We start from the raw sequence: 24,761 nt of genomic DNA on the forward strand, positions 1-24,761 counted from the left end.
ATGTTTGGTTTGGAGCTTGCTGATGTCAGGAGGGATCTGAAGGTTTCCACTTCCATAGTGCTGCGTCGAGGTCACCTGGCCGCCATCCCCGTGAGAGTGCCGCTGCCCGGATTACTGGCCCTTCGCAGATGAGCATGGTGGGGCGGTCTGAGGCTGACGCCGTGGTTGCGGCCGCTTGTGCTGCGGCGTGGTGCAGGAGGAATGAGGCCAGGGCCTCTTTGAATTGGTAGCGACCAAGCAAACCAATAACCAAAGAGACCCCGACATGAATAACTCTATGTCTTGTTCCGATGGCCGGTGGTGCATGCGCGCGGACGCGCTGCTCGGTGTCGAAGGCATTCACGTCAGCTCTGTCACGGCGACCGGAAGGGGCCTGGTCCTGGGCGTGGAGACCGGCGAGGACCTCACCGGTTGTCCGGACTGCGGCGTCGTTGCCGTGGGCCATGGACGCCGGCGGGTTCGGCTTCATGACATCCCGTGTTTCGGCAAGCCAGTGCGGCTGTTGTGGGCCAAGCGTGTCTGGCGCTGCCCCGACCGCGACTGCCCGAGAACGACATTCACCGAGGATCACGCACTGGCCGGTCCGAGGGCGAAACTCACTGCCCGCGCTGCGGCATGGGCAACGGACGCGCTGCAACAATTCGACACCTCGGTCTCAGCCCTGGCCCACCAGCTTGGCGTCGCCTGGCACACGGTCTGGGACGCGGTAAAGAGTGAGACCACCGGGCGGATCTCAGCAACCGGCAGGCTGGCAGGGGTGGACGCGCTCGGCGTGGATGAGCATGTCTGGTCCCACACAGGCCCGCCCGGCACCGGGATGGTCACCGGAATCGTGGACCACACCCGCGACGAGAACGGTGTGGTGCATGCACGGCTGCTGGACCTCGTCCCGGGACGGTCCGGTAAGGCCTACGCGGACTGGCTCAAAACCCGCGGTCCTGAGTTCACCGCGGGGATCAAGACCGCCACGCTGGATCCGTTCCGCGGCTACGCCAACGCTATCCGTGATGAGCTCCCCGAAGCCATCACCGTCCTGGATGCTTTCCACGTCGTGAAACTGGGTTCGGCCATGGTTGACGAGGTCCGGCGCCGGGTCCAGCAGGACACCCTCGGACACCGCGGACGCAAGGGCGACCCGCTCTACGGGATCCGCCGGACCCTGCAGATCGGCGCCGAACACCTCACCGATAAACAAGCCGCCAGGCTCGACGCGAAACTCACACTTGGGGACCCCGACCAGGAAGTCACCCTCGCCTGGCAGTGCTATCAAAAGCTCCGCAACATCTACCACGCCCCTCCGGCCCGCGGACGGGACCTCGTGAACGAAGTGATCTCTTCGTTTCCGACCTGCCCCATCCCGGAAGTCGCCCGCCTCGGCCGGACACTCAAACAATGGAAGGCCGCGATCCTGGCCTACTTCGATACCCGCGGCGCCTCCAACGGCCCCACCGAAGCAATCAACGGCGTCATCGAAACCACCCGTCGGATCGCCCGCGGCTTTCGGAGCTTCACTAACTACAGACTCAGATGCCTACTCGCCGCCGGCGGCCACCGGCCCTACCGGAAGGGCACCCTCAACCATGCGTAAATGCGAAGGGCCGGATTACTGCAGAGATATGGCGGTAGGAGACGTCCTCGATGCCCGCTGCCCTGATTACCCGGCGTATGCGCACGTCGATGGCTACTCCCGTTGGGATTCCACTGAGAATGTCAAAGTAGTCCAGTGTTTTGGGACCCACATGGCGGACATCGTCCAGGACCCGTCGAAGTTTATCTCGCTGAGCATTGTCGGTGAGTTTGTCACGGAGTTCGTGGACAGTGTCGATTTGCTGGCTCTCGAACACCCTGGTCATTTCTTCGATCTGAGAGAGGCGGCTGGGAGAGCTCCATCTGATGACTTCCGGCAGTTTTCCGGTGTTGAGTCGTCTTCGGAATCCTGTGGTCGTTTCCGAATCGGGCCAAGCAGCAACAAGAGCCTCAACCCGAGGCTTAACCGTATTTTCGTAGTTTTGTCTTCGTTGTAATGCAGCATCCACGATAGTGGCGCCGATATGGCCCCAGCCGCGACTTACCTGGATGGAGCCGTCAATGTGGTGTGAGTCCATGAATGCCAAGAGTTTCCTAGCATCGCCGTCAACTGTCATGAGTGCATCCTTGCACGACGAGCGGGAAATTTTGGATAAATCCGACGATATAAGGCATGACCCAGCAATGCACTCGACCCGTATGTCTGACCCCCTATCTAATGTCTTTCAAATAAGTACGATGCAAAGAACTTCAGATGGGGTGTTGTGAAAGCAGTTGGGGACTGGCCGGGGCTTACGCCGGAAGAGCGCACGCAATTGGGCCTATCGCGGCGGGTTCCAAAACCCGCGACCACGGTTGCAGCGAAGCATGAAGAGGTCCTGGACATGTGGGACGACGAAAATCTGTTCGGCCCAAACGACATTCCAGCCACATCACCTGTGAAGGTCCGCTGGATCTGCGCTCAGGGACACAAATTCGTGGAATCAGCAGTGGTTCAATGTGGGGCGGCATCAGGTTGGCGCCAACAGGCCGGAGGCTCCCGGGCATGTCTCACATGTGCAAGTGAGCAAGTACACGGTTGGTTGCGCCTCGAGTGCGGACACGAAGTCATCGCGAAACCAGGCGCCGAAAATATGGCCATGTGCCGGCCATGCCGAACCGCTTCCTTCGCTGCCCGGAAGGCAGTGACCGGTCCTAAATATCCAATCGGTACAGTCATCCAGTCGCGGAACCTTACGACTTCTCAGACGGAGCAGCGGGTGAGAGACAAGCTCATCGCTGCAGGGTTCACTGTCCACAAAGGAAGGAGCGCCATCCAGTGCGGCCATGAGCCACAGCGCAACAATTTTCCCATCCTTACCCCAGACATCCTGATCTCCAAGAGCAAGGTATGTGTGGAAGTCGACCCGGCGCACACCCATGTTGGTAAAGAAAAGGATGACCGAACACGCAACCAGCTGCTCGCCGCCGCCGGATGGCAGGTGGTGCGTCTAAGGATCGGCGGGCTTGGACCCATCGGAGAGCACGATGTTGTGGCCGAATCTGAAAGCGTTACGAATGAGGCAATGGATGCCCTGGCGTCAGCCGTGTCCGATGCAGTGGCAGGCCGTCCTGGAATTATCCGAAGGATCGGGAAAAAAGCTCCCACAGCGGTTCGACAGAAGTCTCGATTGGGTGCCATTGCTGAACACAAGTACTACGAAAACGGCTTCTATGTCTCGTGGCAGCTGAATTCTGGAAGAGTGGAGCGCATGGTAGCCATGGACCACGGGCGATACCTGGCCATCGCAGAAGGCTGGGACGCACCAAGGTTCATCTGCCCCCTCGGGCTGGATGAGCTCGCAAGAAAACAATGGCGCGCTGCCTTGCAGGACATCTTGGAACAAATGTCCGATACGGACTTCGTGCCGAAGTCTAGGTTTCCCTGGGGAGAGGAGCTGTTCATTGGAGAACAAGCATCAACTGTCCGAGTTCACCCCAAGTTTCATCTGGGCGCTTCAGCATGGGATTTGACTGCCAACATAGTCGGTGCGGACACTTTTACCGAGACTGCAATATGCGCAGGCGGAGAGGTTCAGTCTGAGTTGCACCAAGGAGCCGTTCAACGTGGCTGGCAGATTGCTGCCGTGAGGCACCGGATGGGACCAAACGGCGCGTGGCAGGAAATCCAACTACTGCGTCATTCGCAGTCAGAGGCACCGACCGGACTCGACCCGACAGCGAACCCTGCCTAGCCATCCCGGCTTACGGGCACTGACCAACAGCTTTTTCTCGGACCACATCAGGCAGAATGGCCTTATGTGCGGCAGATATGTGATGTCCAAGGCCACTGGGGATCTTCTGAGCCACTTTGAGGCGAAGGAGGTCGAGGGGAGTCCGCCGCCGCCGAGCTGGAACGTGGCACCAACCCAAAGTGTGCCCATCGTTGCTGAACGTTTGGATGAGGGCATGATTGACCGGCATCTACTCATTGCTCGTTGGGGTCTGGTCCCGTCCTGGGCAAAGGACGTCAAGATCGGCTCCAAGCTGATTAACGCGCGCAGTGAGTCAATCCTGGAAAAACCGTCCTTCCGCAAGGCCGCGGTGAAGCGCCGGGCAATCGTCCCGGCCGAGGGCTATTACGAGTGGCAGAAAACCGAGGACGGGAAGAAGATCCCCAACTATCTGTACTCCGAGAAAGAGCCTTTGCTGGGCTTCGCAGGCCTGTACGAGTGGTGGGCTGACCCATCTCTGCCCGAGGATGACCCTGGCCATTGGCTGCTGAGCTGTACAGTGCTCACCACGACCACGCAGGACGCGCTGGGGCACGTCCATGACCGTTCCCCGGTCATCATTCCGCGAGACCGCTTCGCTGAATGGCTGGACCCGGACCTGACCGACAAGAACGACATCCAGCACCTGCTCGACTCTCTACCGGAACCCACCCTGACACCTCGGATTGTCAGTCCCAGGGTCAACAGCGTGCGCAACAACGGGTCGGAACTTATTGAGCCGGCCGAGCTGGCATCCACATAGGCCCATGCCGCGATACTTATCTAGCGATTCCCAGCCGCCGGGGGGGGCGCCCCAATGGGAGGTCCAGCTTCCAAGGATGCGGGACACTCAGAATGTCGAGGTGTGGAAGGTTTATGGCCGGGGGCTGTCGGTCCTCGCAGTTACATTCGACACATGTACAACACCACAGGGATGTTCAGTAAGGACGTCAAAGATTCGAAGACCTCTCTCGGCCGATACCTCCGTACCAACTTTCCCAATACGAAGCCGCTGCAGGTCGAATATAAGGGGTCAGCAGGCGAGCTCGTCGTCGACTCCCTAGGGGCCAATCCAGGAAACGTCGGAACTGCTGTCGATTTGATCGTCCGTCTAATTCTTGAGCCCGACGAGACCCCCGAGTCAGCACTCATCCTATTTCCCTTTAATGCGACCTACCACGAGGTTGTCAACGCACTGGCCGGCCTCGCTGGTCGCTCGGGTGACAGCGAGCTAGCCGCTCGCGCGGCCTGGGGTCTCGCTCTATGTGTGAGTGCGTACAGGGCAGGTGCAGCCTGGGCTCCTTTCGTACCCGACCTCGTGCACAGCAATGACTTCACGGTGGACAAGATGCTTGAGCAAGCCGATGATGCCGCCGTCGCTGAGCTAATTGCGTTGAAGGAGCTCGCCGAAGAACGCCTTATTCCGAAGCTCACAGGTCCACTAAGCCTTGGCCCCACCTTCGATCTCTCGAAGCTCGGCCCTACCCAACGCATCGCTGCGGAAGCTGACCTCATCGCGGGTGGACTGCTAATCGACATTAAGACCACCCTTGCTCCCAGGAACAAGGCGGGGCTTCGCCCAGACGTACTGAAAGCGGACAATGTGTATCAGCTTCTTGGCTACGCGCTGCTGGACTACTCAAACCAGTACAACATCGACCGGGTGGGAATCTTCTCAGCTCGCTACGGCACGCTGACCGAATGGCCTCTGGAGCGAATCACGTCGCTCATGTCTGGCAGAAAGTTTGATTTCCCCGCGGCGCGCCAGGAAGTCTGGGAAATGATGCAGCAGGACATCGCCTAGCTCACTGCAATGTCTCCTGCGCTACCTGCCCCATAGCCATCCCACGCAAGAGATACCTGGCGTGGATTGCGCTGGGGAGCGGGCGCGGGCGGCGCAACAATTTCAAGGGAAATAGGACACCCGCGACTCCACATATGCTCAGGGCATGACGATGAACGCGACGGAACTTGTGTGGCACTACACCGACGGCGCTGCCTTGATGAACATCCTTGCGAAGAATGAGCTATGGGCCGGGTCGGCGGCCTTCATGAACGACGCTAATGAATTACTCAGCGGCAGCATCCAGCTCCGAAAGCACTTTGAGGATCAGCGGTCGGTACTTTCGGAGGCTGTTGTCGAGGACCTGGAGGAGTATATTCCGGAAGTTCGGGCAAGATCACGGGACTCCTTCATTCTGTCCGCCTCATCGGATGGCGACAGCCTGACTATGTGGCGCTACTACGGCCGTGATCAAGTTAGCTTCGCCGTCGGACTAGACCGAAGCCGGCCCCTAGTTCCTCTCGCACGACTTGAAACAGATAGCCACCCAAACCCGTCTCCGGACTACTACGCCGACATGTATGACGTGGATAAGGATGGCCAAATCGTGGAACACCCAGATGGCAGCCCTGCTGTCATCTTTGATCCCGATTCCCTGATTATCGAGGGTGGTCAGTGGAAGCCGGTGGTCTACGAGCAGGCGGAACAATCGAAGCTCATCACCGAGGTATTCGAAACGCTCCGTCAAGGTGTTGAGAAGCGCAATTCGTCTCCTGAGGATGGTCGGCTCCGGTTCTGGCTTTACCCCTACTTCATGAATGAGACCTTAGACCTCATCAAAAATGAGGGCTTTCGTGATGAACGGGAAGAACGAATTATCGTTTGGCTAAATCCCGACTGGAAGTTTGTCTTCCACCGCACCGGGCCGTTCGGGCTAGTGCCCTTCGTCAAACTCACCTCTCTCGGTGGGAAAAATGTTGATCCATCTGAGGATCGCTTCGCCACCAGATCGGGGAAGTTGCCGATACGAGAAATTCGCATCGGCCCAACTCCGTACGGCGCTGAGGCCACCGCTAGCCTGAAGCAGCTACTCAGCTTCCACGGCTTACATGACGTTAAGGTCACTTACAGCGAGATTCCCTTCCGTCAATGACTCGGCCTAATACCGCACCCCGCTTTCCAACCTGCGGCTGCCACGACAGCTCCGGTCAGCTTCCTTTCATAGGGCAGTAGGATCTATGCCTGTGTACGACGAGCCTTCCTCCCTCTTTGAAATAGCTGGGTCTGCCCCATCTCCAAACGTCCTTGCTCCTCTTCCGATCAAACCGGAGCAAATACAGGAGATCCGAAATGCTTTTCAGAAGGCCGGAGTCGCTAGCCAGGACGATCGCAAGGCCTTGATCGAATCAGTCGTCGTCCGTGAAGTGTCCAGCATTCGCGAACTTAGGGCGGTGGAGGCCCCACGGATTCTTCAGCGCATCGAGGGCCTGCGTAGCACCAAGCCAGCAAGCGCCGGATCGGCGTGGGATAACCGCGAAGAAGACACCTGGATCGACAAGTTGTAGCTGGATCCCCTTCGCCTGTGAGATCCCATCCGCCCTGTAAGGTAACGGCCGCCAGCGATGAACGGCCCAGCGGGTCCGCGCGGGTAGGGTTGGGGTTGAGTTCGTGCCGCGCGTCTGCGTAGGACACGAACTCAACTCATGTGAAAGTAAGGATGGGAATGTCGAGGCTTACGGACCTTCTGCGTGCTGCCAAGCAGCTTGACCCGCAGCTTGGTAAGGATTTGGAAGACGAGATCCAGCCATTGCAGAAGCGTCTACCCTTCGGTCTCAATTTCGAGCGGCACGCACCTGAGGCAGTAGAGCTCGCGGGCCACGGGATTCGCAAGGGAAGCAAGGTCCGGGTCCTGTCACCAAGAGGATCTACCGCTCGTGGTGACCAGCGAGTTTGGCGCGTCGACAAGGTCATTGGTGATGCCGCCGAAATCTCGCTTCTGGACAGTTCCGAGGGCGAGGCCTGCACGGTGCAGGTCGATGACCTTATCTTGGTCGCCGAGTTTCGAGATTGGATTTATCCTGGGTTGCGCCCGGACGGGGCTGTGGAGCGCGGAGGGGACAAGCCATTCCACACGGTGATCAACGGCGAGAACTTTCACGTGCTGGAACAGTTGACCTTTACCCATGCCCGCTCCGTTGACGCGATTTACATCGACCCGCCCTACAACACCGGCGCGCGTGACTGGAAGTACAACAACGACTACGTCGAGGGCGACGACCTGTACCGGCACTCTAAGTGGCTGGCATTCATGGAGCGGCGACTTAAGCTAGCGGGACGTCTCCTGAAGCCTGAAAACTCGGTCCTGATCGTGACCATCGATGAGAAGGAATACCTGCGGCTCGGATTGTTGCTGGAGCAGGTATTTCCTGAGGCTCGTATCCAGATGATCAGCATCGTGATCAATCAGAACGGATCTGCCCGGGCAGGTGAATTGACTCGAGTCAATGAATTTGCCTACATGTGCTTCTTCGGAGAGGCAGCTCCTGTCGCAAGTATCCGTCAATTTCGAGCTACAGGTACAGCTGGTGAAGAGCTTGGGCCGGTTCGTTGGGAACGCCTTCAGCGGGGGGCAAATGGTGCACTTAGATCTGATCGCCCAAACCTGTTCTACCCCGTGTTCATCGACCCGACGCGTGGATGCATCGTCGAAGTCGGTGATCCATTGGGCCCTGACGAAGACCGAAGTGTTGTAGCAGATCGAGAAGGACTGGCTACAGTATGGCCTTTGTCGAGCACTGGGGTTGAGAAGCGCTGGCAAGTATCACACGAGACTTTGCGTCGTCTCGTAACTGATGGCCTCGCAAAGGTAGGCTCCTACAGCAAGAAAAACGATCGCTGGAGTCTCTCCTATTTGAACCGAGGGCAGATTGAAAGATGGCAGCGGGGCGAGTTCGTGGAGATCGGACGGGACTCCAACGGCGTAGTTGAGTTGGAGGCGCGAACAGCCCATCTGCGTGCGGCGCCAACGTCCTGGGACAAGCAAGCGCACAGCGCTGGTGAGTATGGTTCGCGGCTTCTCGGCCGAATGTTGCCTGGGCGCAAATTCCCCTTCCCCAAATCTTTGTATGCAGTTGAGGATTGCCTAGCGATCGCCATCGGCAACAAGCGAAACGCAGTTGTTCTTGATTTTTTTGCAGGGTCAGGGACAACGGCGCATGCGGTAATGCGGCTAAATCGGCAGGATGATGGTCGGCGTCAGTGCATCTCGGTGACAAACAATGAGGTTTCGGCTGAAGAGCAGACGCGCTTACGCAAGCAACAGCTGCGTCCCGGCGACGCACAATGGGAACAACACGGCATCTGCGATTACATCACCAAGCCACGAATCAGGTCCGCAATCACAGGCCGGACGCCTGAAGGTGATCCAGTTAAGGGCGACTACAAGTTCGTCGATGAGTTTCCGATGGCTGATGGCTTCGAGGAGAACGCCGCATTCTTCACCCTGACCTATGAATCCCCGTGGCGGGTCAGCACTGACCGCGCGTACGCGGCTATCGCGCCGATGCTGTGGCTGCGAGCGGGTGCGCGGGGACGGATTATCGACGATCTCTCGAAGGGATGGGCTGTGGCCGAGGCCTACGGGGTTATCAAGGACCTCGACCTTTCGACTGACTTCATCGCCGCGCTCCAGCTGGAAGAAGATGTCCGTGTCGCATTTATCGTGACCGACGATGAGGGGCGCTATCAGCAGATCGCGAACGAGGTCCCGGGTATCGAGACCGTTCGTCTCTACGAGGACTACCTGAGGAACTGCGAAAGCAACGGTGACTTCTAATGCGCTTCACGCTCAAGGATTATCAAGCAGACGCTGTCGGAGACACTCTGGCAGAGCTCGCCGACGCACGTGAGTTTTACCATGGCGCACGTAAGCGGGTGACGTCGGTGGCACTCACGGCCACGACTGGAGCAGGTAAGACGGTAATGGCCGCGGGAGTTATCGAGGCACTCTTCTGGGGTAACGAAGACTTTAAGACGGTCCCTGATCCTGGGGCAATCGTCCTGTGGTTCAGTGACGACCCTTCGCTGAACCAGCAGACGCGGCACCGCCTAGAGCAGGCGTCCGACCGGCTCCGCAACCGCCTCGTCACGGTCGAGCACCCGTTCCGGTACCGGAAGCTCAGGCCTGGCCACGTGTACTTTCTCAATACATCCAAACTGTCTCGGAACAGCCTGCTAGTACGAGGTCACGACGGAGATGGCGTTTTGCCGGGTATGGAGTCGAACCCGGATACCGTTCCATTTACGTTCTGGGACACCCTGCGCAACACCGTCGAGGACGAAGGCACCACGCTGTACATGGTGCTCGACGAGGCCCACCGAGGCATGGGGCGGCGTGCTTCCTCCGACACGCCCACCATCGTGAAGCGTCTGATTAACGGTCACGGCACTGTCCCTCCAATTCCAATCGTTTGGGGCATCTCCGCAACCGTAAAACGGTTCGAGGACGCGATGAGCGCTGCGGAAGTGCAAGACAACCGAGTTCACCTCCGAACCATTACCGTGGATCCGGTGCGCATCCAGGAGTCGGGGCTCCTCAAAGACGACATCGTCCTAGACTTCCCCGCGGAGACTGGAGACTTCAACACTGTCCTCCTGCGCCGGGGCGTCCGCAAGGTAAAGAAGTTGTCCTCGGCTTGGGCAGAGTACGCGGCGGACCAGAACGAGCCAGAGCCCATTGAGCCGCTGTTGGTGCTCCAGGTGCCGAACAAGCCGTCGCCTGCGGAGGTGGCTTCAGCCATCGATGTCATCCGGAATGAATGGCCTGAGATCGGCCCCGACGCTTTCGCACATGTTTTCGGCGACCACACCGCGCAGACGTTCGGTACGCATAATGTTCCCTACATCTCGCCAGAGCGGGTGCAGGATGCCACCTACATTCGCGTGTTGCTCGCAAAGGACGCCATCAGTACGGGGTGGGACTGCCCTCGCGCAGAGGTGATGGTGTCGTTCCGTCCGGCCGAGGACGAGACGCACATCACCCAGTTATTGGGTCGCATGATCCGCACACCGCTCGCGCGCCGAGTTGAGGGTGATGATGTTTTGAACAGCGTCGAGTGCATCCTGCCGCGGTTCAACAAGGCCACCGCCAGCCGGGTGCTCGAACAGATCATGGGCAATGACCTCTCCGAAACAGGTGGTGGCACCGGGCAGCGCGTGTTGATCGACCCGCAGCTCATGACACCAAACGACAGGGTTCCGGACGCGGTTTGGGCGCTGTTTACCGAGCTTCCGGCTGAGACCCTGCCTCGTAAGCACGCGAACCCAATGAAACGCCTGACTTCTCTTGCACACGCGCTTGCGGCGGATGGCTTGGTGCCAGAGGCGGGCCGAATCGCACATGAGCGCTTACATGGCGTCCTCAACGGCCTGGCCGCGCAGTACAGGAAAGAGCTTGAGGAAGCTGAGTCGGACGTGCTGACGGTCGTCGGCGGCTCTGTCCGCGGGCACGCGCGCTACGGTCTCCGGGCCGATGAGGCTTGGACGGAGGTCGCTGACGACCGAGCAATCCAGGAAGCGTTCCGCCATGCCACGCGTACGGTGACGCCTGACATCGCCCGCACCTACATAGATCACGTCGCGTCAGATGCTGATGACGAGGATGTACTGCGAGATGCACACGTGCGCGTGGCAGGTCTCGCGACGCTGCCACAGACACGGCCGGCGCTCGATGCGGCGGCCGATTCGCTCTCGTCAGAATGGCTGGGCAAGCACCGCGTGGCGGTCAAGACGCTGTCGGAGTCCCGTCAAAGCTTGTACGCCGAGATCACCGCCATGAGCACCGACCCGCAACTGATCTCAATGGCACTGCCCAAGAACCGACAAGAGGAAACTCGCCGCGCGTTTGGCGACGCCACCGAGATGCTCGATCAGCGCCCCCTGCACCTGCTCTCAGATGAAGATGGCATGTTCCCGGTCGGAAAGCTCAACCCTGATGAGGTCCAAGTACTCGATACCGAGATCCAGCGCGGCGACCTGGTCGCGTGGTATCGCAACCCTACAGGAGGTCGCGACTCCATGAGCATCGCCTACCAGGACTCACACGGCGCCTGGCGAACCCTCCGCCCCGACTTCCTGTTCTTCGTCAACGGACTCAGCGGCGTGCGGGCCAACATCGTCGATCCGCATGGTTCGTGGCTCCCTGATGCGTTGCCGAAACTGCGGGGCTTGGCACGATTCGCGGAGGTATACGGCGAGAGCTTCCATCGCATCGAGTCGATTTCTCGGATTGATGGTCAACTGCGAGTCCTCGACCTTACATTGCCCGAGGTGCGGAAGGTCGTGCTGGATGCAATCGACGCGGACTCCGCCTACCGCGAGTTTTCCGTGGCGTACTAACGCTTGGGTCTTACTGTCAGATTTCAAGGGGCGGCGGACCCATGCATACTCGTTAGGTGGCTAAACATTGCTCTCGCGGAAAAGCGAATCCAGGACAGCCGACGAAATATAGGCTCTGGGCGGACTCTGCCGGCTACTGCCAAAATCCGTCGTGCCAGCAAGCATTGTTCGTAAATAGGCAGAGCGGTGGGATAGCCCACTTCGGTGAAATTGCCCACGTGATCGCCGCTAGTGACGACGGTCCGCGTGGTGACGAGACTGTGGAACCCTCGGCCTTGGGCGCATGGGACAACCTGATTCTTCTCTGTGCGAACTGCCACACTCTCGCCGACAAGACGCCGGACGAGCATCCTGTTGATCTACTTCTTGGTTGGAAGGAGGGCAGACAGTTGGCGGTTGAGAAGGCGCTTGGGATTGCCGCCTATGACACGCGGGAAGATGCACGTGCGGCGATCGAGCCCTATGCAACCCAAAACCGGTACCTCCATCAGAGCATCGGGCCCGACAACGACTATCGGTTCGATCCCGAGGCGGAGGAGGCTGCAATGTGGCAACACGAAGTCGTTACAACCATCATCCCCAACCATCACAGGATTCTGCGGATCATCGATGCGAACATTACTTTGCTCACGGACGACGAGAAGGAGGTCGTCGCCGAGTACCGATGCCACGTCGACGGCTTAACTTATCGTCACCATGGAGAGGGCGGACTAAGAACCGTAAGGTATCCGGAAAGAATGGGGCGAATTTTTGACGATCGTTGACAGCTTTATCCTGTCGAAGTACACCTCTATGGATGTCGTCTTGGACGCCGAAGCTGAGCGCAGCCATGTACGCATCGCGCGGAAAAGGCACCGCTCTGTGAGGTTTGGGGTAGTCAAGACACAGGACGTTACAGTAGCGAAGATCGGCCATCTCTTTGATGGTGAGGTCGACTTTATCGTGAATATTCCAGCCACAGGCATTTTTCAGGGGGAAGCGATCGAGCTCTGCCAGGACGAAGGAGTCGGCTGGGGCGGTCTAGCGGACAGCATGCGGGCTGTGCGATACGAGGAGCCTTATACGTACACTCACCCAGCCCATAGTTTTGTGCTGCCAGCACTGAGGCGGCACTCTCATGTGCGCTCAGTCTCTTTCGTCGATAGCCGCAGGCTCCTGGTTACCAGGCCTGGCGGGCTTCCACCGTTGGTCCTCTACATAGAGGACACATACCAAACGGAAGTGACCTCTGTTCGTTTCGCTATCGACCGATGCTGGCCGTTCGACATCTTCGTCGCGATTGATCCTAACGCTGGACCGACGCGGCAAGCAGTCAGTGCGGCTCACAACGCCGGGGTTGAAATCCTGCGCTGGGGGGAAACGCTCGGCCGCCTGAGGCGATGAACGAACACGAGCTCGCCGACCTGCAGTCCGTGGCCAGCCGACATCCTGCTGTCGCACTGTACGTATTCGGCTCTACGATCCACGGGCAGGAAACGCCGATTGACCTGGACATGCTTGCCGTATACGCAACGCTCCAGGACTTCGTAGCACTCCGCGCCGATCTCGACCGTCAGCCGTTCGCACCGCTTATTGACTTGGTCGCGATGACACCGGACGAACTCCGCGGCTCAGGCTTTCTCGTCAGGTCAGGCGCCGTCCCTCTCGCTGCGCTACGCTGACCTGGGCGAAATGCGCCTTGGCGGCACATGATTGCTCAAGCGCCCTAGAGGTCGAGTCGTTCTTAGTTCTACCAGCAAAAGATTTTGGAACCCTCCATCCGTGCCAAGGTAATTGCTGGTGAACGGCCAAGCAGCCAGGTGGCGCTTGCCCTGCCTCGCCGGCGTCGAATGTTCGTGCGCTACACGAGCCTAAGTTTGGGTCGCGAGTTGGTTTCCCCGAGTATGGCGCGCACCATTGACGGGTTCCATGACAGTCGGGCAGCGAGCTTTTCCAGCGTGAGTCCGTTGTCTAGGGCGAGCTTGAAAGCGCTTGAGAGGAGGACGGGGATTTCTCCGGGGAAGCGTTTGATGGGCTCGTTTTTGAGCATCCCACTAGCTCGGAGCTGTTCCAGCTTCTGGTAGACGCGTCGAGCCGAGCTATCGGATACGAGGCCTAATTCTCGACTTCGGTAGACGAGTGCTTTTTGGGATACTCCCCACCGTTGGCTCACTTCGTCTAAAGCGTTGAGCCGGATTCGTGCTGAAAGCTCTTCCCTAATTTGGTTGGACGGAGCCAGTAGTTCTGCGGCGAAGCGGTCAGCTTCTTTCTCTTTTTCTATGTCCCCAGCCGCCACGTCGTGGTGAAGAATTAGATGCCCAAGTTCGTGCGCGGCGGTGAAACGCAGTCGATAAACATCATCGGCACGGTCTGGTGTGAGCATCACCATCGGACGCGGAAGGTGCGATGTCGAGAAAGCGTCGACTCGGGCCACTTCGTGCCCGGCCAGTGATATCAGTGAGACTATGATTCCATGTTGCTCCATGGTCCTGACTAAGTGGCGGAAGGGGCCTTCAATAATTCCCCAGCGCCGCCGAAGCTCGCGGGCGGCTGCCTCTGGGGTAGGAGGATCCAGTTCGTCGGCAAGAGCAGGTACATCGACGTAGGGCAGCTCAACGTAGCTCTCCAGTGCGTAGGTCAGCTCCCACAGCATCTCGACATAGGTCACAGCCTTGGCCCTTTGCGAGACACGGGTGCTACGCAGGCTTCGGAAATGCGCCGTCGATGCGTCCAAGTGTGCCAGAGGCCGCCCGGCAGTGAAGAAGTCCAACGGGACACCGAGGCTGTCCGCTAGTTTAGGGAGCTGATCTGGGCGAGGCGTGGTGATTCCGGCCTCGTATTGGCCTAGCGCAGCTCCAGAGATTCCGAGCGAAGCAGCTACGTCCTGTTTAGTTCGTCCGGCCAGTAACCTCGCCTGTGTGAGGCGACGAGGATCGAAGGCCATGGCCGCCACTTCTTCTGGGAAGAGGCTTGGCTGGTTGAACTTAGTCATTTTCTTCCTCAGCTGTTCCGGGCAGCTCGACAGGCGGTTCGAAGGAAGGGATGCCTTCCAACGGTGTGCGCGGTCGTAGGTCTAGCTCTCCCAAATCGCCTGCATCAAAGGAATCGGATCCGTCAAAGTCCTGTACGAGTCGCAGCCGCTGGGCGGTCGCGTCCTCAAGGTCAATTTTCTCCCAGTATGTCAGCTCGACGACGTCGTTTTCCCCGAGCTTGGCGTAGCCAAAATAGGCCGAGAGTAGCGCGTGCTGGTTGCTTGAGTAGGCCAGTAGAGCTACATGCGCGTCGTCACCAACGAGTTCATCGATCGTATCCCGCAAGCCTGCTGACTCTGCTTGATCTACCGTCTCGGATCCACTGGGCGGCTCCTCGGAGAAGAGTGTCGGCTGGACAGCCCGACGCTCAAAAAGGGCACGCTTCGTTCCCATTACCGGGTCAGCTAAAGCAGTGTCTTCCAACTGAGAGACTTGGTCTTTGGAAATGCGCCAGGGCAAAACTGGGACGCCATTGAATGCAATCACAGGGTACTTGCCATTGCGGGGGCGGAACACTTCCGATCCTGCAAGTGAGCCTAGTGTCTTGACTACGGCGTTCGGGAGCATGATCCACATCAATCCGTAGGGATAAGCGGCAGGCAGTTCACTCGCGCTTTGCAGAGCTACGCAGCGGTTATGGGTATCAATCAGGACTCCCGGAAGTTCCTCTCGCACCTTTGGCCCAGAGGCACCTAGCACACGAGTAGACCACATTTCAGCTTCAGAATTGAACACATATTCCTCTCCACCACTTCAGGACCGTTACGGAGATACTACTCTACACTTTAGAAAACGTCAGAAAACCGTCAAGGAGGCGATTCTCCTTTAGGGGGTGCCCGTCAGTTATCGGTGATGCCAGTCAGCAACCACTGGTCCGACAGTGGGTCCAGGCGCAGCTCAAAGGTCCGGAGCGACGACGTTGAGGATCCAAGGCGGACCTGGAGCCGCCAGTGCTCGATATCAACGACGTTCCTATCCCGACCGGCACGGTTCGCTGGGTCTCCCCACCAGGAGTCCCTGGTGAACCAGTGCAGCGGTTCGGCTGCTACCGCCCATATCCGCCCGTCGTAGCGGACTGCCAGGGGAGTGCCGGCCGTGGTGAAGCGAACGTCCACTGGGGCGTTGAGGGTTGGTGTTTCACTTACTGTTGCTGTCACGGTTGGTCCGCTCTCCCAAATTCCTGTTCATCATCTCTTCCCGGCGGGTGACCGCCGAGCTCCACACCCAGGTCCGGTACGTGACCGGCCCGTCCTTCCATGTCACTTCGGCTGCCTTCGCTGTCCAAGCGAACACTTCGCCGTCCACCAGCTCGGCACAGTTTGGGAAGCGGATCCACGCCTTCACAGGGATCCCCGGGTACCCGTTTTTGGCCGGGAAGTGCTCGAACTCGAGCTCTTCCACGGTCAGCCCGGTTGGGCCGGCCCGCCGCGCGTACTGCGCCTGGAGCGCTGCAGCGAGGTCTTCGGAGGACATACCACAACCTTAGAACATATATTCGAATAGACACGCCAAAAGGTGGCGGCTAGGAGCGGCCGCCATCCTTTTCACCATGGGGGAGGGGTCTGACAAAGGGCATTCTTTGACCAATCGCACCCCCGGATACCGGAGCGGGTTATGCCCATTGTGGGCAGGTGGAGACCGGAGGATGAATCTCAAAGCTGTCCACACTGGGTATAACCCGCCGGAGCGCGGTCGTCAGTGGTGCCTGTTGTTCAGTTCAGGGGGAACCCTGACCTCTGCGGGGTCCAGCTCTGGCCTGATGCGCTTCCAAGTGACGGGGTGCCGAAAGGACGTGCCGGACCAGGCGACGTCGGCTGATACCTCGACCACGACTGGTTCGATCAGTGTCAGCCGCACGGGGCCTTTGTCCTTGCTGAATCTGTTCAGGGAGGACTCGCTGATCTCTTCGGGCCAGGGATGCCCGGGCCCGGCCGGGTGGAGGTGGCGGCCCAGTTCACGCCCTGCCTTCGTGGACACGACGGTCGAGCGGCCGACAATCTTCAGTTTGCCGCCGATGGGCAGGCCGACGATGATGAGTCACGGACCCGATCACGGCCGCGCACACCACGTCCCAAATATCCTTGTGCTTGAGCTTCAACCAGATCCTGGCGGCCTCGTAGGGCTGGGAGCCTTTGAACATGAGACCTTCGATTCCTGTCGCGGGAAGATCCCGCAGCCACGTCTTCGCCAGGTCCATGTCCCTGGTGATGGGGGAGAGGTGCAATGGTGCGGCCCAGTCCCGGGCGAGCTCCTCGAGCAGCTGCCGGCGCCCGGGGAACGGCACACCGCGGGTGTCCTGTCCTGCAACGGCTAGAACATCGAAGGCGACGAATGAAGCGGGCAGTTCTTTGGCCAGGGCGGGAAGCGCGGCCTTGGAGGTGACCATGCGCTGCTGCAGCGCGTCGAAGTCCAGCCGGTCCCGGTTCCAAATGATGGTTTCACCATCCAGGACCACCCCGGGAGGCACTTGCTCTGCGAGGGCGGCAGCTGCGTCCGGCAGGATTCGGGTAAGTTCTTTGCCCTGTCTGGACCACAGTGTCACCTTGCCGGCGTCGTTGAAGGCGGTAGTGCGGAAACCGTCGAATTTGGGTTCGGCGTTCAGGCCGCCGGGCAGTGCGTTGGGGCCGGGGAAGGCCTTGATGAGTTTCGCCAGGGCAACCGCGACCGGTGGGTGCAGTGCCGGTGGAAGGGACTCGGCCATGGGCCAAGCCTAAAGGAGAATCCAGTACGAACGTCCGTGCTGGTTTTTACTTGGCCGTAGGACCTTCCGTAGCAGCGTCCTACGCGTCGACGCTGCGGAGTAATGCCGCCATGCTCCGCACAGCTGCCGGATCTTCCTGCCAGGGCTTCCCGCCTCGTGAGCAGGCATGAAAACCGGTGGCAGCTGACTCTTTCGCCGCCTCGGCGAGTTCGGCCCACGCGGCTTTCAGATCTGCCACCTGCTCAGGAGTCAACGGCTCCTGTTCCTTCGGCTCAGTGGCCGCTGCGAAGGCGGGGCGACCAGCAGCCGTCGCCGGCTTGCGCCGACGGGCGAACCGGCTCCACAGACCCATCGGCTTTCCCTTCGTATCGACACTCCAATGACCGTCCAGGGCAAAGCAGAGGGCCGCAACCGGTGGGAATGGGCCCTCTGCCCTGGATGTAAACATCCTGCTGCTTACGCCTTCGAGCATGCCATACCGGTAGTGATGGTGCATGCTCGCAGGGCTCGCACCCGTTTGGGCGTCCGCGGGCGCGGCCGGCTGTTGGGTCCAGTGCCGGCTCCGCAGGGCTCCGCCGTCCCTGGCCCTGTGTTGTCTGCGACGCCTTTTGGCTGCTGTCCTGACGGATTGTACGTGTCCGCTCCGGCCGGTCTAGCCCCTCCTTCGTCGGGGCCTGCGGTGCAGGAAATGTCCCTGCGGCGCTCCTTCGTCGCTGATTTCCTCCGGGAATTTCCCGCACCTTGCCCTGCGGGTAGACAGGCCTCCGTCGGCCACAGCTCCGCAAGCTTCGCCAGCAGCCAAAACAACGGGGGAGAGGGGACGCTGGCCGGTCACCTGAGCCGCCCCACCCACCAACCCTTTCGGCAAAAAAGGAGCAACACCATGAACGCAGTCACTAAGAGGGCCGTGACCACCGTCGACACCGGCGAAACGGTCCACGATGTGCCCGTGCTCGTCGATTACCACATGAACGACGGCTACGACTGGATGGACGTCATCAGCGAACACGGCTGGGCCGTAATCCCCAGCTGGGGCTGTGACGGCTGGGACCTGGGCCAGTGGCCGTACGTCATGGTCGCCGCGATCCGTACCGCCGACGAGATCGGGAACCTGTTCGGCATGGCCACCTACTGCGAAGGCGACGTACGAACGACCTTCTATCGGACCAAGGCGAGGTTCTGGACCGCGATAAGTGAGCAGGCGTTCTTCCACTGGAAGAACGGGCAGGCCCAAGGACCGGCAGACCTGCCCGAGGCCGCCGCCGAACTGCCCAGCCGCTACCGGATGCCCTACGCCGTGCGGGACGCCGCCTAACCAGCACTGACAACCGCTGTACTGCCCGGCCGCAAGCCGGGCAGTACAGCGGTTCATACGACTCCGAAGGAGCCAGCACATGAGCAACGACACCACCGCCCCCATGGGCATCACCGCCCTGATCTACCGCGACGCCCTGGGCACGGACTTCTCGAACCGGGGCATCTCCGCCCGCGTCATGGAAGTGACCGTCATCGGCGAGGGCATCGACCCGGTTTTCGAGGCCACCGAGGAACGGCCCGCCGTCCGGCTCGTCAAAAACGAGCACTTCCACCGCGAAACCGTGGTCCACGCCGAGCCGGTCGCCCCGGAAGGTGAACCTGCACCGTGGTACATGTTCGGCGGAACGTTTATCTTCAGCAGTGACGCGAGGTTCCGCCGCGCAGCTGGACACTATGGAGCCGTCCCGCTCCACGACCGCCGCGAATAGGGCCGAGGGTGGCCGGTCTTTCGGGGCCGGTCACCGCGGGCGGTCCGCCGTCGGGGCCGGCTTGTCTAGGTGGTTGGCGGCGGCGGACCGCCCATTCCGCAGCAGCCAGGTGCCGGGCGGCGGCCGCCGGCGGCAAGCCCGGGGCTGGCAGCGTCGTTGTTGTCCTTGGCCCAGGGGGTGGAAGGGCAGGCTCGCAAGGGCTCGCCCTGGTTTCCGCTGCGCTGCAACCAGTTGAAGGGCGTCCGCTGGCGCGGCCGGCTGTTGGGTCCAGTGCCGGCTCCGCAGGGCTCCGCCGTCCCTGGCCCTTTTGTGTCTACGACGTTTTGGCTGCTGTCCTGACGGATTGTACGTGCCCGTTCCGGCCCCTCTAGCCCCTCCTTCGTCGGGGCCTGCGGCCCGGAAAGTCTTCTGCGGCGCTCCTTCGTCGCTTATTTCCTCCGAAGATTTTCCGGGTCTTGCCCTCACGGGTAGACGGGCCTGCACGGGCACAGCTCCGCAAGCTTCGCCAGCAGCCAAAACAACGGGGGGAGAGGGGACGCTGGCCGGTCACCTGAGCCGCCCCACCCACCAACCCTTTCGGCAAAAAAGGAGCAACACCATGAACGACTTCATCAAATTCACCGGCCCGGCCGACGTCTTGGCTTTCATTCCGCACACGCTGGGGCAGACCCCCACGGAGTCCTTTGTCGCATTGACCATGCAGGGCAACAAGATCGGCGCGACCCTGCGCGTGGATGCTCCGTTCGGGCAGGATCCCGTTGGTTACGCCCAAACCATCGTCAGCTACCTGACCGCTGACGAGGCCGCTACCGGCAGCCTGCTGGTCATCTACACCGATGAGGGCACGATCGACGGCAGCCGCCCCTACGCGGGGCACGTGCAGGCACTGCGCACCGAACTGGAAACCGCCGGGATGCCCCTGCAGGACGCGTGGCTGGTGAGCTCGAAGCTGTGGCGGAACTACCACTGCACAGATACCAGCTGCTGCCCGGACCAGCCGCTGGATGCGATCACCACCAGCAACGGCAACGCCGCCCTGATCTACCGGGGGAGCGCCGTGACCGGGTTCATCGCACCGGCCCCGTTCGCCGGAGACGAGACGGCCCGCGAGGCTATCGCCGCGCACAAGCCCGACGGATGGCCCGAGGATCTGGAAGCAAGCCGCGCCGCGTGGGCCAAGGTGCTGAAGGACCCCAAGAGCCTGACGACCGAGACCGCGCACCAGCTGGCTGGCGCGTTGCAGCACCCCACCGTCCGGGACTACATGATGGGCGACATCGTCCCGCACGCGCCCGAGCACTTCACCTCCGTCATGCTTGGTGTGTTTCGCGCCCGCCCGGACTGGGCCCGCGTGGACACGGCGCAGGAAGTCGCGTTCGAGCTGATGAAAGTCACCCCGGAAGGGCAGCGCGCCCCCATGTTGTGCCTGATCGGCTGGCTGGAATGGCTCAAAGGACAGTCCAGCTTCGCTGCCCGGTACTTCAAGCTCGCGCTGGAGGACGTGGCCGGGTATCGGCTGGCGGAACTGCTGGGCGAACTGGTCAACCGCGGCCTGCTGGCAGAGTGCAGCCGCGATCCGAAAAAGGCCTATGACCGCCGCTTGAAGCGCTAGCTTCGACAGGGCCGGACTCCACTACAAGAGGGGTCCGGCCCTCCTCACGGATCTTCACCAGGTGCGCGGCGGCCTCCCCCGCTTCGCTCCGCCGGCCGCGTATACGCTGCGCGGGCGCAGCGACTTCCAGCCCGCGCGCAGGAACTGCCGATACTGTGAAAGGACACCGCCGTCCCGTACCAGCCAAGGAGTCCCGAGCGTGGCAGATCCATTCCGCATGACCGAAGACGATACCGTTGCCCCGGACGCGAGCCCCCTTGAAGACATCCTGGAACTGAGCCTGCTCACCGCAGGCCCAGCCACCGGACCAGTAGACCGGCCAAGGAAAGACCACCGACACTACGAGCTGTAACCGAAAGCAGCACTGACGCTGCACCACAGATTTCCTTATTGCCGAGGGAACTAAGGAAGGCCGGCACGGACAGTGCCGGCCTTCCTTCATGCGCGCAGGCACATGTAGCTGTGGACCGGGGGAGTGGGTGTTCGCCAGGGCTCACACCGATAAGGGCGTCCGCTGGCGCGGCCGGCTGTTGGGTCCAGTGCCGGCTCCGCAGGGCTCCGCCGTCCCTGGCCCTTTTGTGTCTACGACGATGCTCCTATAGGCGTCAAATTAGTTCGAGGGTTCATTGAATCCGCCCGAGCCTTGCCTAGTGAAGAGCGTTAGGCTGATGCTTTCACAGCCTATTCAGGCTGCTGGATAGCGAGGGGGAGCGCATGGACCAGCATCAGCATGGAGTTGTTGGATTTCACGAAGTGGATGAAGACCGGAACCCGGTGGCCTTGCCGACCGAGGGAGCAGCTGAGGACGTCGTCCATTCCGGCCTCAAGCTGAACCCATTCATCGGGGTGCTGTGGCTGGTGGTCGGAGTCTTGGTTGTCGGGGGAGTGGCATTCCTTTTGAACGCTCCTTTGTCTGTGTCAATGGGTGACCGGGTCAGTATGGCCTACGTCCTGTTTTCGTTTGCCCCGCAGGGTGTATTCGTCGGGTTCTCGGCCTTCCTCGGCCTGATGTTCTGGCATGCCTGGCAGTGGCAGCGCCGGCGCGGCTAGCACAGGAAATGTAGCCTAGGCTGCTTTTTGCTCGGTGAGCCATTGTCGGTAGGTCGCCGCGAGCTCGTCGTTGCGGATGTGCCCGCGTTCCAGACGGGAGAGGATGGACACCCATTGGCCAAGTTCGCCGGCGACGGTCGCGATCGTCATTCCGAGTTCTGTGCGGACTCGGCGGAGGTCGGAGTTATCTGGTGCCGGCCGGGGGTTGGTGATCTGTCGGTAGATTTCCCGGGCTGCGTAGCGTTTGAGGCAGCGCATGATTTCGCGTTTGCCCTTGCCCTCGGCCGTGCGTTTTGCGACGTATTCCTTGGTCCGTTGACACGAGCCCATGCGCACCAGGACCACTTGGTGCAAAGCGTTATTGGCGCTGCGGTCGCCGCCCCTGCTTAGCCGGTGTCGGGTTGTCTTGCCGGACGAGGCTGGTACCGGCGCGACGCCAACGAGCGAAGCGAACTGGGCCTCGTTTCCCAGACGGTCCGGGTTGTCCCCGAAGGTGATCAACAGCTGGCTGGCTACCTCGGTTCCAACACCTGGGAGATCACAGAGCAGCGGAGCGTAGCTGCCGAGGATTTCCTTGAGTGCCGCGTCGGCAGCCTCAATTTCGGCTCCCAATGCTTGGCAGCGTGCTGCCAACGCCTTGAGCGTCAAAAGGGTCACGTACTCGGGGTCCGCCAGGTGCCCTGAAGGTCTCGTGCGCTGTAGGGCAGTAATCAGCGCGGAGGTCGCCAGCGCCCGGTATTTCGCCCGGACTTTATCGGGGGCCGAAACGAGGAGCGCTTTGATCTGGTTGATGGCCGCGGTCCGGGCCTTGATGGCCGAGGCGCGCCCCGAACGTATGATCCGCAGGCATTCGACCGGGCCGTCCTTGGCCTTCGGGATCGCCTTCGTCCGTCCCTCGAGCACCGACTTGGCGGCCTGGTAGGCATCAAGGGGATCGGACTTCCCCTTGAGCCGGCGGACGGCCCGGTTCGGGCGGTTTACCTCCATCACGGTAAGCCCTTCACCCCGAAGGGTTCGGGCGAGTTCGGCGCCGTAGGATCCGGTTCCTTCGACGCCGACGGCGGTAACCGTGCCGTAGCTGGTGATGAAGTCGATGATTTTCCGGTATCCGGACCCCACGGCCAGGAATTCCTTGTCCGCGAGGGGTTTGCCGTGTTCGTTGATGACGGCCACGTGGTGTGTGTCGGAGTGGGTGTCTATGCCCGCGATGACTTTTGTTGGTTTGCTTGCCAAGATGGAAATTGCCCCTCAGTCGCGTCGAATGCTGATTGATCGGGCGCGGGCCAGGTGGGCAGACAAAACGGTAATGGGACTGGTCGTATCAGGCTCCTATGAGGTCATGTCCGCCTGGCTCGACACCCCTTTTAACGGACCTTGAGCCGGCGGACAGATCGTCGGGAAGACAGTGCCGCCTGGTACGTCAGTTTTTGGCTGGGTCACGCCGGCTCAAGGACTGTTCCAGTATTACCGTTTTGGCTGCTGTCCTGACGGATTGTACGTGCCCGTTCCGGCCCCTCTAGCCCCTCCTTCGTCGGGGCCTGCGGCCCGGAAAGTCTTCTCCGGCGCTCCTTCGTCGCTTATTTCCTCCGAAGATTTTCCGGGTCTTGCCCTCACGGGTAGACGGGCCTGCACGGGCACAGCTCCGCAAGCTTCGCCAGCAGCCAAAACAACGGGGGGAGAGGGGACGCTGGCCGGTCACCTGAGCCGCCCCACCCACCAACCCTTTCGGCAAAAAAGGAGCAACACCATGAACGATCGCATTGCACGCGCAGCCCTGACCCGCCTGTTCGAACCAAACGACTCCGTTGGGCGGACCCTCGTGGGCAGGCTCGGTGCGTACGCCGCGCTACGGCTCGCCACCGGCGCCCAACCCGCCCACACCATTCCGGACGTGACGGCCGAGGAACTGGCCGACGCGCTGAAGCGCTGGGCACCCCGCGTGCCGGATCTGGACCCGGAAAAGGACCTGGCCACCATCGAACGCCTGGGCGGCGGTTTCCTCATCCCCGGCGATGAGCACTGGCCCACAGGCCTGGACGACCTCCCGGACGCGCCCCTGGGCCTCTGGTACCGGGGCAACATCGGAAACGGAATCCCCGACCCGTCCAACTGTGCGGCACTGGCCGGATCACGGGACTGCACGAGCTACGGCGCGGCCGTCACCGGTGACATCGCCTACAGCCTGGCCCAGCGCGGAATCTGCGTCATCGCCGGACTCGCCTACGGCATCGATGCCCACGCCCACCGCGCCGCACTGGCCGGAAGCACAGGAGAGGGACCGGCCACCATCGCCGTCCTGGCCGGGGGACTGGACCGGGACTACCCGTCCGGAAACGCGGACCTCGCGGCCGCGATCCGCAGCAACGGGCTGACGCTGTCCGAGCTGCCCCTAGGAGCCGCCCCTACCCGGGCAAGGTTTTTGTACAGAAACCGCATCATTGCAGCCCTTGCCGGGGTGACGTGCGTCGTGGAGGCCCGCTGGCGCTCCGGTGCCCTGAATACCGCCCACCACGCCGAAACCATCGCCCGTCACGTCGCCGCCGTCCCCGGCAGCGTCCACAGCGTTATCTGGGTGCTGTCAACACTGATGCGCTGGACGCCGCGGATTTGTTGTGTCAACGACGTCCACGACTGAGGGCGATTTGTCAGGCGTGATGCCGGTCAGCGTTCGTCGGGAGGATCTC

At 60.9% G+C, this 24,761-nt stretch carries 26 protein-coding genes; 17 read left to right on the forward strand and 9 right to left on the reverse strand.

Annotation, left to right across the window (positions count from 1 at the left end; all coding sequences use genetic code 11):
* The first annotated feature begins 265 nt into the window (after positions 1-265).
* Positions 266-1,588, forward strand: coding sequence for an ISL3 family transposase (locus tag PY310_RS18780; RefSeq protein WP_472925636.1), 1,323 nt, complete (start codon positions 266-268; stop codon positions 1,586-1,588).
* On the opposite strand, the gene PY310_RS18785 is transcribed toward PY310_RS18780, so the two are convergent.
* A complete protein-coding gene (locus PY310_RS18785) occupies positions 1,575-2,144 on the reverse strand; it encodes a hypothetical protein (protein ID WP_275216035.1) in 570 nt (189 codons plus the stop codon). The genes PY310_RS18780 and PY310_RS18785 overlap by 14 nt on opposite strands.
* 642 nt (positions 2,145-2,786) lie before the next feature.
* Here PY310_RS18785 and PY310_RS18790 point away from each other — a divergent pair.
* From PY310_RS18790 to PY310_RS18835, 10 genes are all read left to right on the forward strand, one after another.
* Positions 2,787-3,761, forward strand: coding sequence for a DUF559 domain-containing protein (locus PY310_RS18790; protein WP_275216036.1), 975 nt, complete (start codon positions 2,787-2,789; stop codon positions 3,759-3,761).
* A gap of 64 nt (positions 3,762-3,825) precedes the next feature.
* Positions 3,826-4,542, forward strand: a complete 717-nt coding sequence (locus PY310_RS18795) for an SOS response-associated peptidase (protein ID WP_275216037.1) — start codon at positions 3,826-3,828, stop codon at positions 4,540-4,542.
* A 153-nt stretch (positions 4,543-4,695) separates the two neighbouring features.
* Entirely contained in the window at positions 4,696-5,583 is an 888-nt protein-coding gene (locus PY310_RS18800; RefSeq protein WP_275216038.1) for a hypothetical protein, read from the forward strand.
* 145 nt (positions 5,584-5,728) lie between these two features.
* The gene (locus PY310_RS18805) at positions 5,729-6,715 is read left to right on the forward strand and encodes a hypothetical protein (RefSeq protein ID WP_275216039.1); all 987 of its coding nucleotides are present in this window, start codon (positions 5,729-5,731) and stop codon (positions 6,713-6,715) included.
* Positions 6,716-6,806: 91 nt separating this feature from the next.
* Positions 6,807-7,127: a hypothetical protein gene (locus PY310_RS18810; protein WP_275216040.1), complete on the forward strand. Its 321-nt coding sequence runs from the start codon at positions 6,807-6,809 to the stop codon at positions 7,125-7,127.
* A 158-nt stretch (positions 7,128-7,285) separates the two neighbouring features.
* On the forward strand, positions 7,286-9,397 hold the full coding sequence (locus tag PY310_RS18815) for a site-specific DNA-methyltransferase (RefSeq protein WP_275216042.1): 2,112 nt from the start codon (positions 7,286-7,288) through the stop codon (positions 9,395-9,397).
* Complete coding sequence (locus tag PY310_RS18820; protein ID WP_275216043.1) at positions 9,397-11,958, forward strand: DEAD/DEAH box helicase; 2,562 nt, start codon at positions 9,397-9,399, stop codon at positions 11,956-11,958. Before PY310_RS18815 ends, PY310_RS18820 begins: the two co-directional genes overlap by 1 nt.
* 218 nt (positions 11,959-12,176) lie before the next feature.
* Positions 12,177-12,722, forward strand: coding sequence for a hypothetical protein (locus PY310_RS18825; protein WP_275216045.1), 546 nt, complete (start codon positions 12,177-12,179; stop codon positions 12,720-12,722).
* Entirely contained in the window at positions 12,709-13,341 is a 633-nt protein-coding gene (locus PY310_RS18830; protein WP_275216046.1) for a hypothetical protein, read from the forward strand. Before PY310_RS18825 ends, PY310_RS18830 begins: the two co-directional genes overlap by 14 nt.
* Complete coding sequence (locus PY310_RS18835; protein ID WP_275216047.1) at positions 13,338-13,619, forward strand: hypothetical protein; 282 nt, start codon at positions 13,338-13,340, stop codon at positions 13,617-13,619. Before PY310_RS18830 ends, PY310_RS18835 begins: the two co-directional genes overlap by 4 nt.
* Positions 13,620-13,798: 179 nt before the next feature.
* On the opposite strand, the gene PY310_RS18840 is transcribed toward PY310_RS18835, so the two are convergent.
* From PY310_RS18840 to PY310_RS18870, 7 genes are all read right to left on the reverse strand, one after another.
* Positions 13,799-14,929 (reverse strand): helix-turn-helix domain-containing protein, encoded by a 1,131-nt coding sequence (locus PY310_RS18840; protein ID WP_275216049.1) that lies wholly within the window; start codon positions 14,927-14,929, stop codon positions 13,799-13,801.
* On the reverse strand, positions 14,922-15,704 hold the full coding sequence (locus tag PY310_RS18845; protein WP_275216050.1) for a hypothetical protein: 783 nt from the start codon (positions 15,702-15,704) through the stop codon (positions 14,922-14,924). Before PY310_RS18845 ends, PY310_RS18840 begins: the two co-directional genes overlap by 8 nt.
* A 104-nt stretch (positions 15,705-15,808) precedes the next feature.
* Positions 15,809-16,126 carry a hypothetical protein gene (locus PY310_RS18850; protein WP_275216052.1) on the reverse strand — a complete coding sequence of 106 codons (318 nt, stop codon included), beginning with the start codon at positions 16,124-16,126 and terminating at the stop codon, positions 15,809-15,811.
* A complete protein-coding gene (locus PY310_RS18855; protein ID WP_275216053.1) occupies positions 16,107-16,442 on the reverse strand; it encodes a hypothetical protein in 336 nt (111 codons plus the stop codon). Before PY310_RS18855 ends, PY310_RS18850 begins: the two co-directional genes overlap by 20 nt.
* Before the next feature lie 222 nt (positions 16,443-16,664).
* Complete coding sequence (locus tag PY310_RS18860) at positions 16,665-16,946, reverse strand: hypothetical protein (protein WP_275216054.1); 282 nt, start codon at positions 16,944-16,946, stop codon at positions 16,665-16,667.
* A complete protein-coding gene (locus tag PY310_RS18865) occupies positions 16,924-17,670 on the reverse strand; it encodes an ATP-dependent DNA ligase (RefSeq protein ID WP_275216055.1) in 747 nt (248 codons plus the stop codon). The genes PY310_RS18860 and PY310_RS18865 overlap by 23 nt, the downstream gene beginning before the upstream one ends.
* Before the next feature lie 79 nt (positions 17,671-17,749).
* Entirely contained in the window at positions 17,750-18,022 is a 273-nt protein-coding gene (locus PY310_RS18870) for a hypothetical protein (protein ID WP_275216056.1), read from the reverse strand.
* Between the two features lie 531 nt (positions 18,023-18,553).
* On the opposite strand from PY310_RS18870, the gene PY310_RS18875 reads away from it, so the two are divergent.
* The 5 genes from PY310_RS18875 to PY310_RS18895 all read left to right on the forward strand — a co-directional run bounded on the left by PY310_RS18875 (position 18,554) and on the right by PY310_RS18895 (position 22,077).
* Positions 18,554-18,985: a hypothetical protein gene (locus PY310_RS18875; RefSeq protein WP_275216057.1), complete on the forward strand. Its 432-nt coding sequence runs from the start codon at positions 18,554-18,556 to the stop codon at positions 18,983-18,985.
* Between the two features lie 79 nt (positions 18,986-19,064).
* Positions 19,065-19,415: a hypothetical protein gene (locus PY310_RS18880; RefSeq protein ID WP_207606013.1), complete on the forward strand. Its 351-nt coding sequence runs from the start codon at positions 19,065-19,067 to the stop codon at positions 19,413-19,415.
* 598 nt (positions 19,416-20,013) lie between these two features.
* Positions 20,014-21,027: a DUF4192 domain-containing protein gene (locus tag PY310_RS18885; RefSeq protein WP_275216058.1), complete on the forward strand. Its 1,014-nt coding sequence runs from the start codon at positions 20,014-20,016 to the stop codon at positions 21,025-21,027.
* A 199-nt stretch (positions 21,028-21,226) separates the two neighbouring features.
* The gene (locus PY310_RS18890; RefSeq protein ID WP_275216059.1) at positions 21,227-21,379 is read left to right on the forward strand and encodes a hypothetical protein; all 153 of its coding nucleotides are present in this window, start codon (positions 21,227-21,229) and stop codon (positions 21,377-21,379) included.
* Between the two features lie 362 nt (positions 21,380-21,741).
* On the forward strand, positions 21,742-22,077 hold the full coding sequence (locus PY310_RS18895) for a hypothetical protein (protein WP_275216060.1): 336 nt from the start codon (positions 21,742-21,744) through the stop codon (positions 22,075-22,077).
* Positions 22,078-22,092: 15 nt separating this feature from the next.
* On the opposite strand, the gene PY310_RS18900 is transcribed toward PY310_RS18895, so the two are convergent.
* Complete coding sequence (locus tag PY310_RS18900; protein WP_275216061.1) at positions 22,093-23,310, reverse strand: IS110 family RNA-guided transposase; 1,218 nt, start codon at positions 23,308-23,310, stop codon at positions 22,093-22,095.
* Between the two features lie 514 nt (positions 23,311-23,824).
* Here PY310_RS18900 and PY310_RS18905 point away from each other — a divergent pair.
* The gene (locus tag PY310_RS18905; protein ID WP_275216062.1) at positions 23,825-24,712 is read left to right on the forward strand and encodes a DNA-processing protein DprA; all 888 of its coding nucleotides are present in this window, start codon (positions 23,825-23,827) and stop codon (positions 24,710-24,712) included.
* The last annotated feature ends 49 nt before the right edge of the window (positions 24,713-24,761 follow it).

The sequence above is a fragment of the Pseudarthrobacter naphthalenicus genome (assembly GCF_029076445.1).
In the GTDB taxonomy this organism is placed as follows: domain Bacteria; phylum Actinomycetota; class Actinomycetes; order Actinomycetales; family Micrococcaceae; genus Arthrobacter; species Arthrobacter naphthalenicus.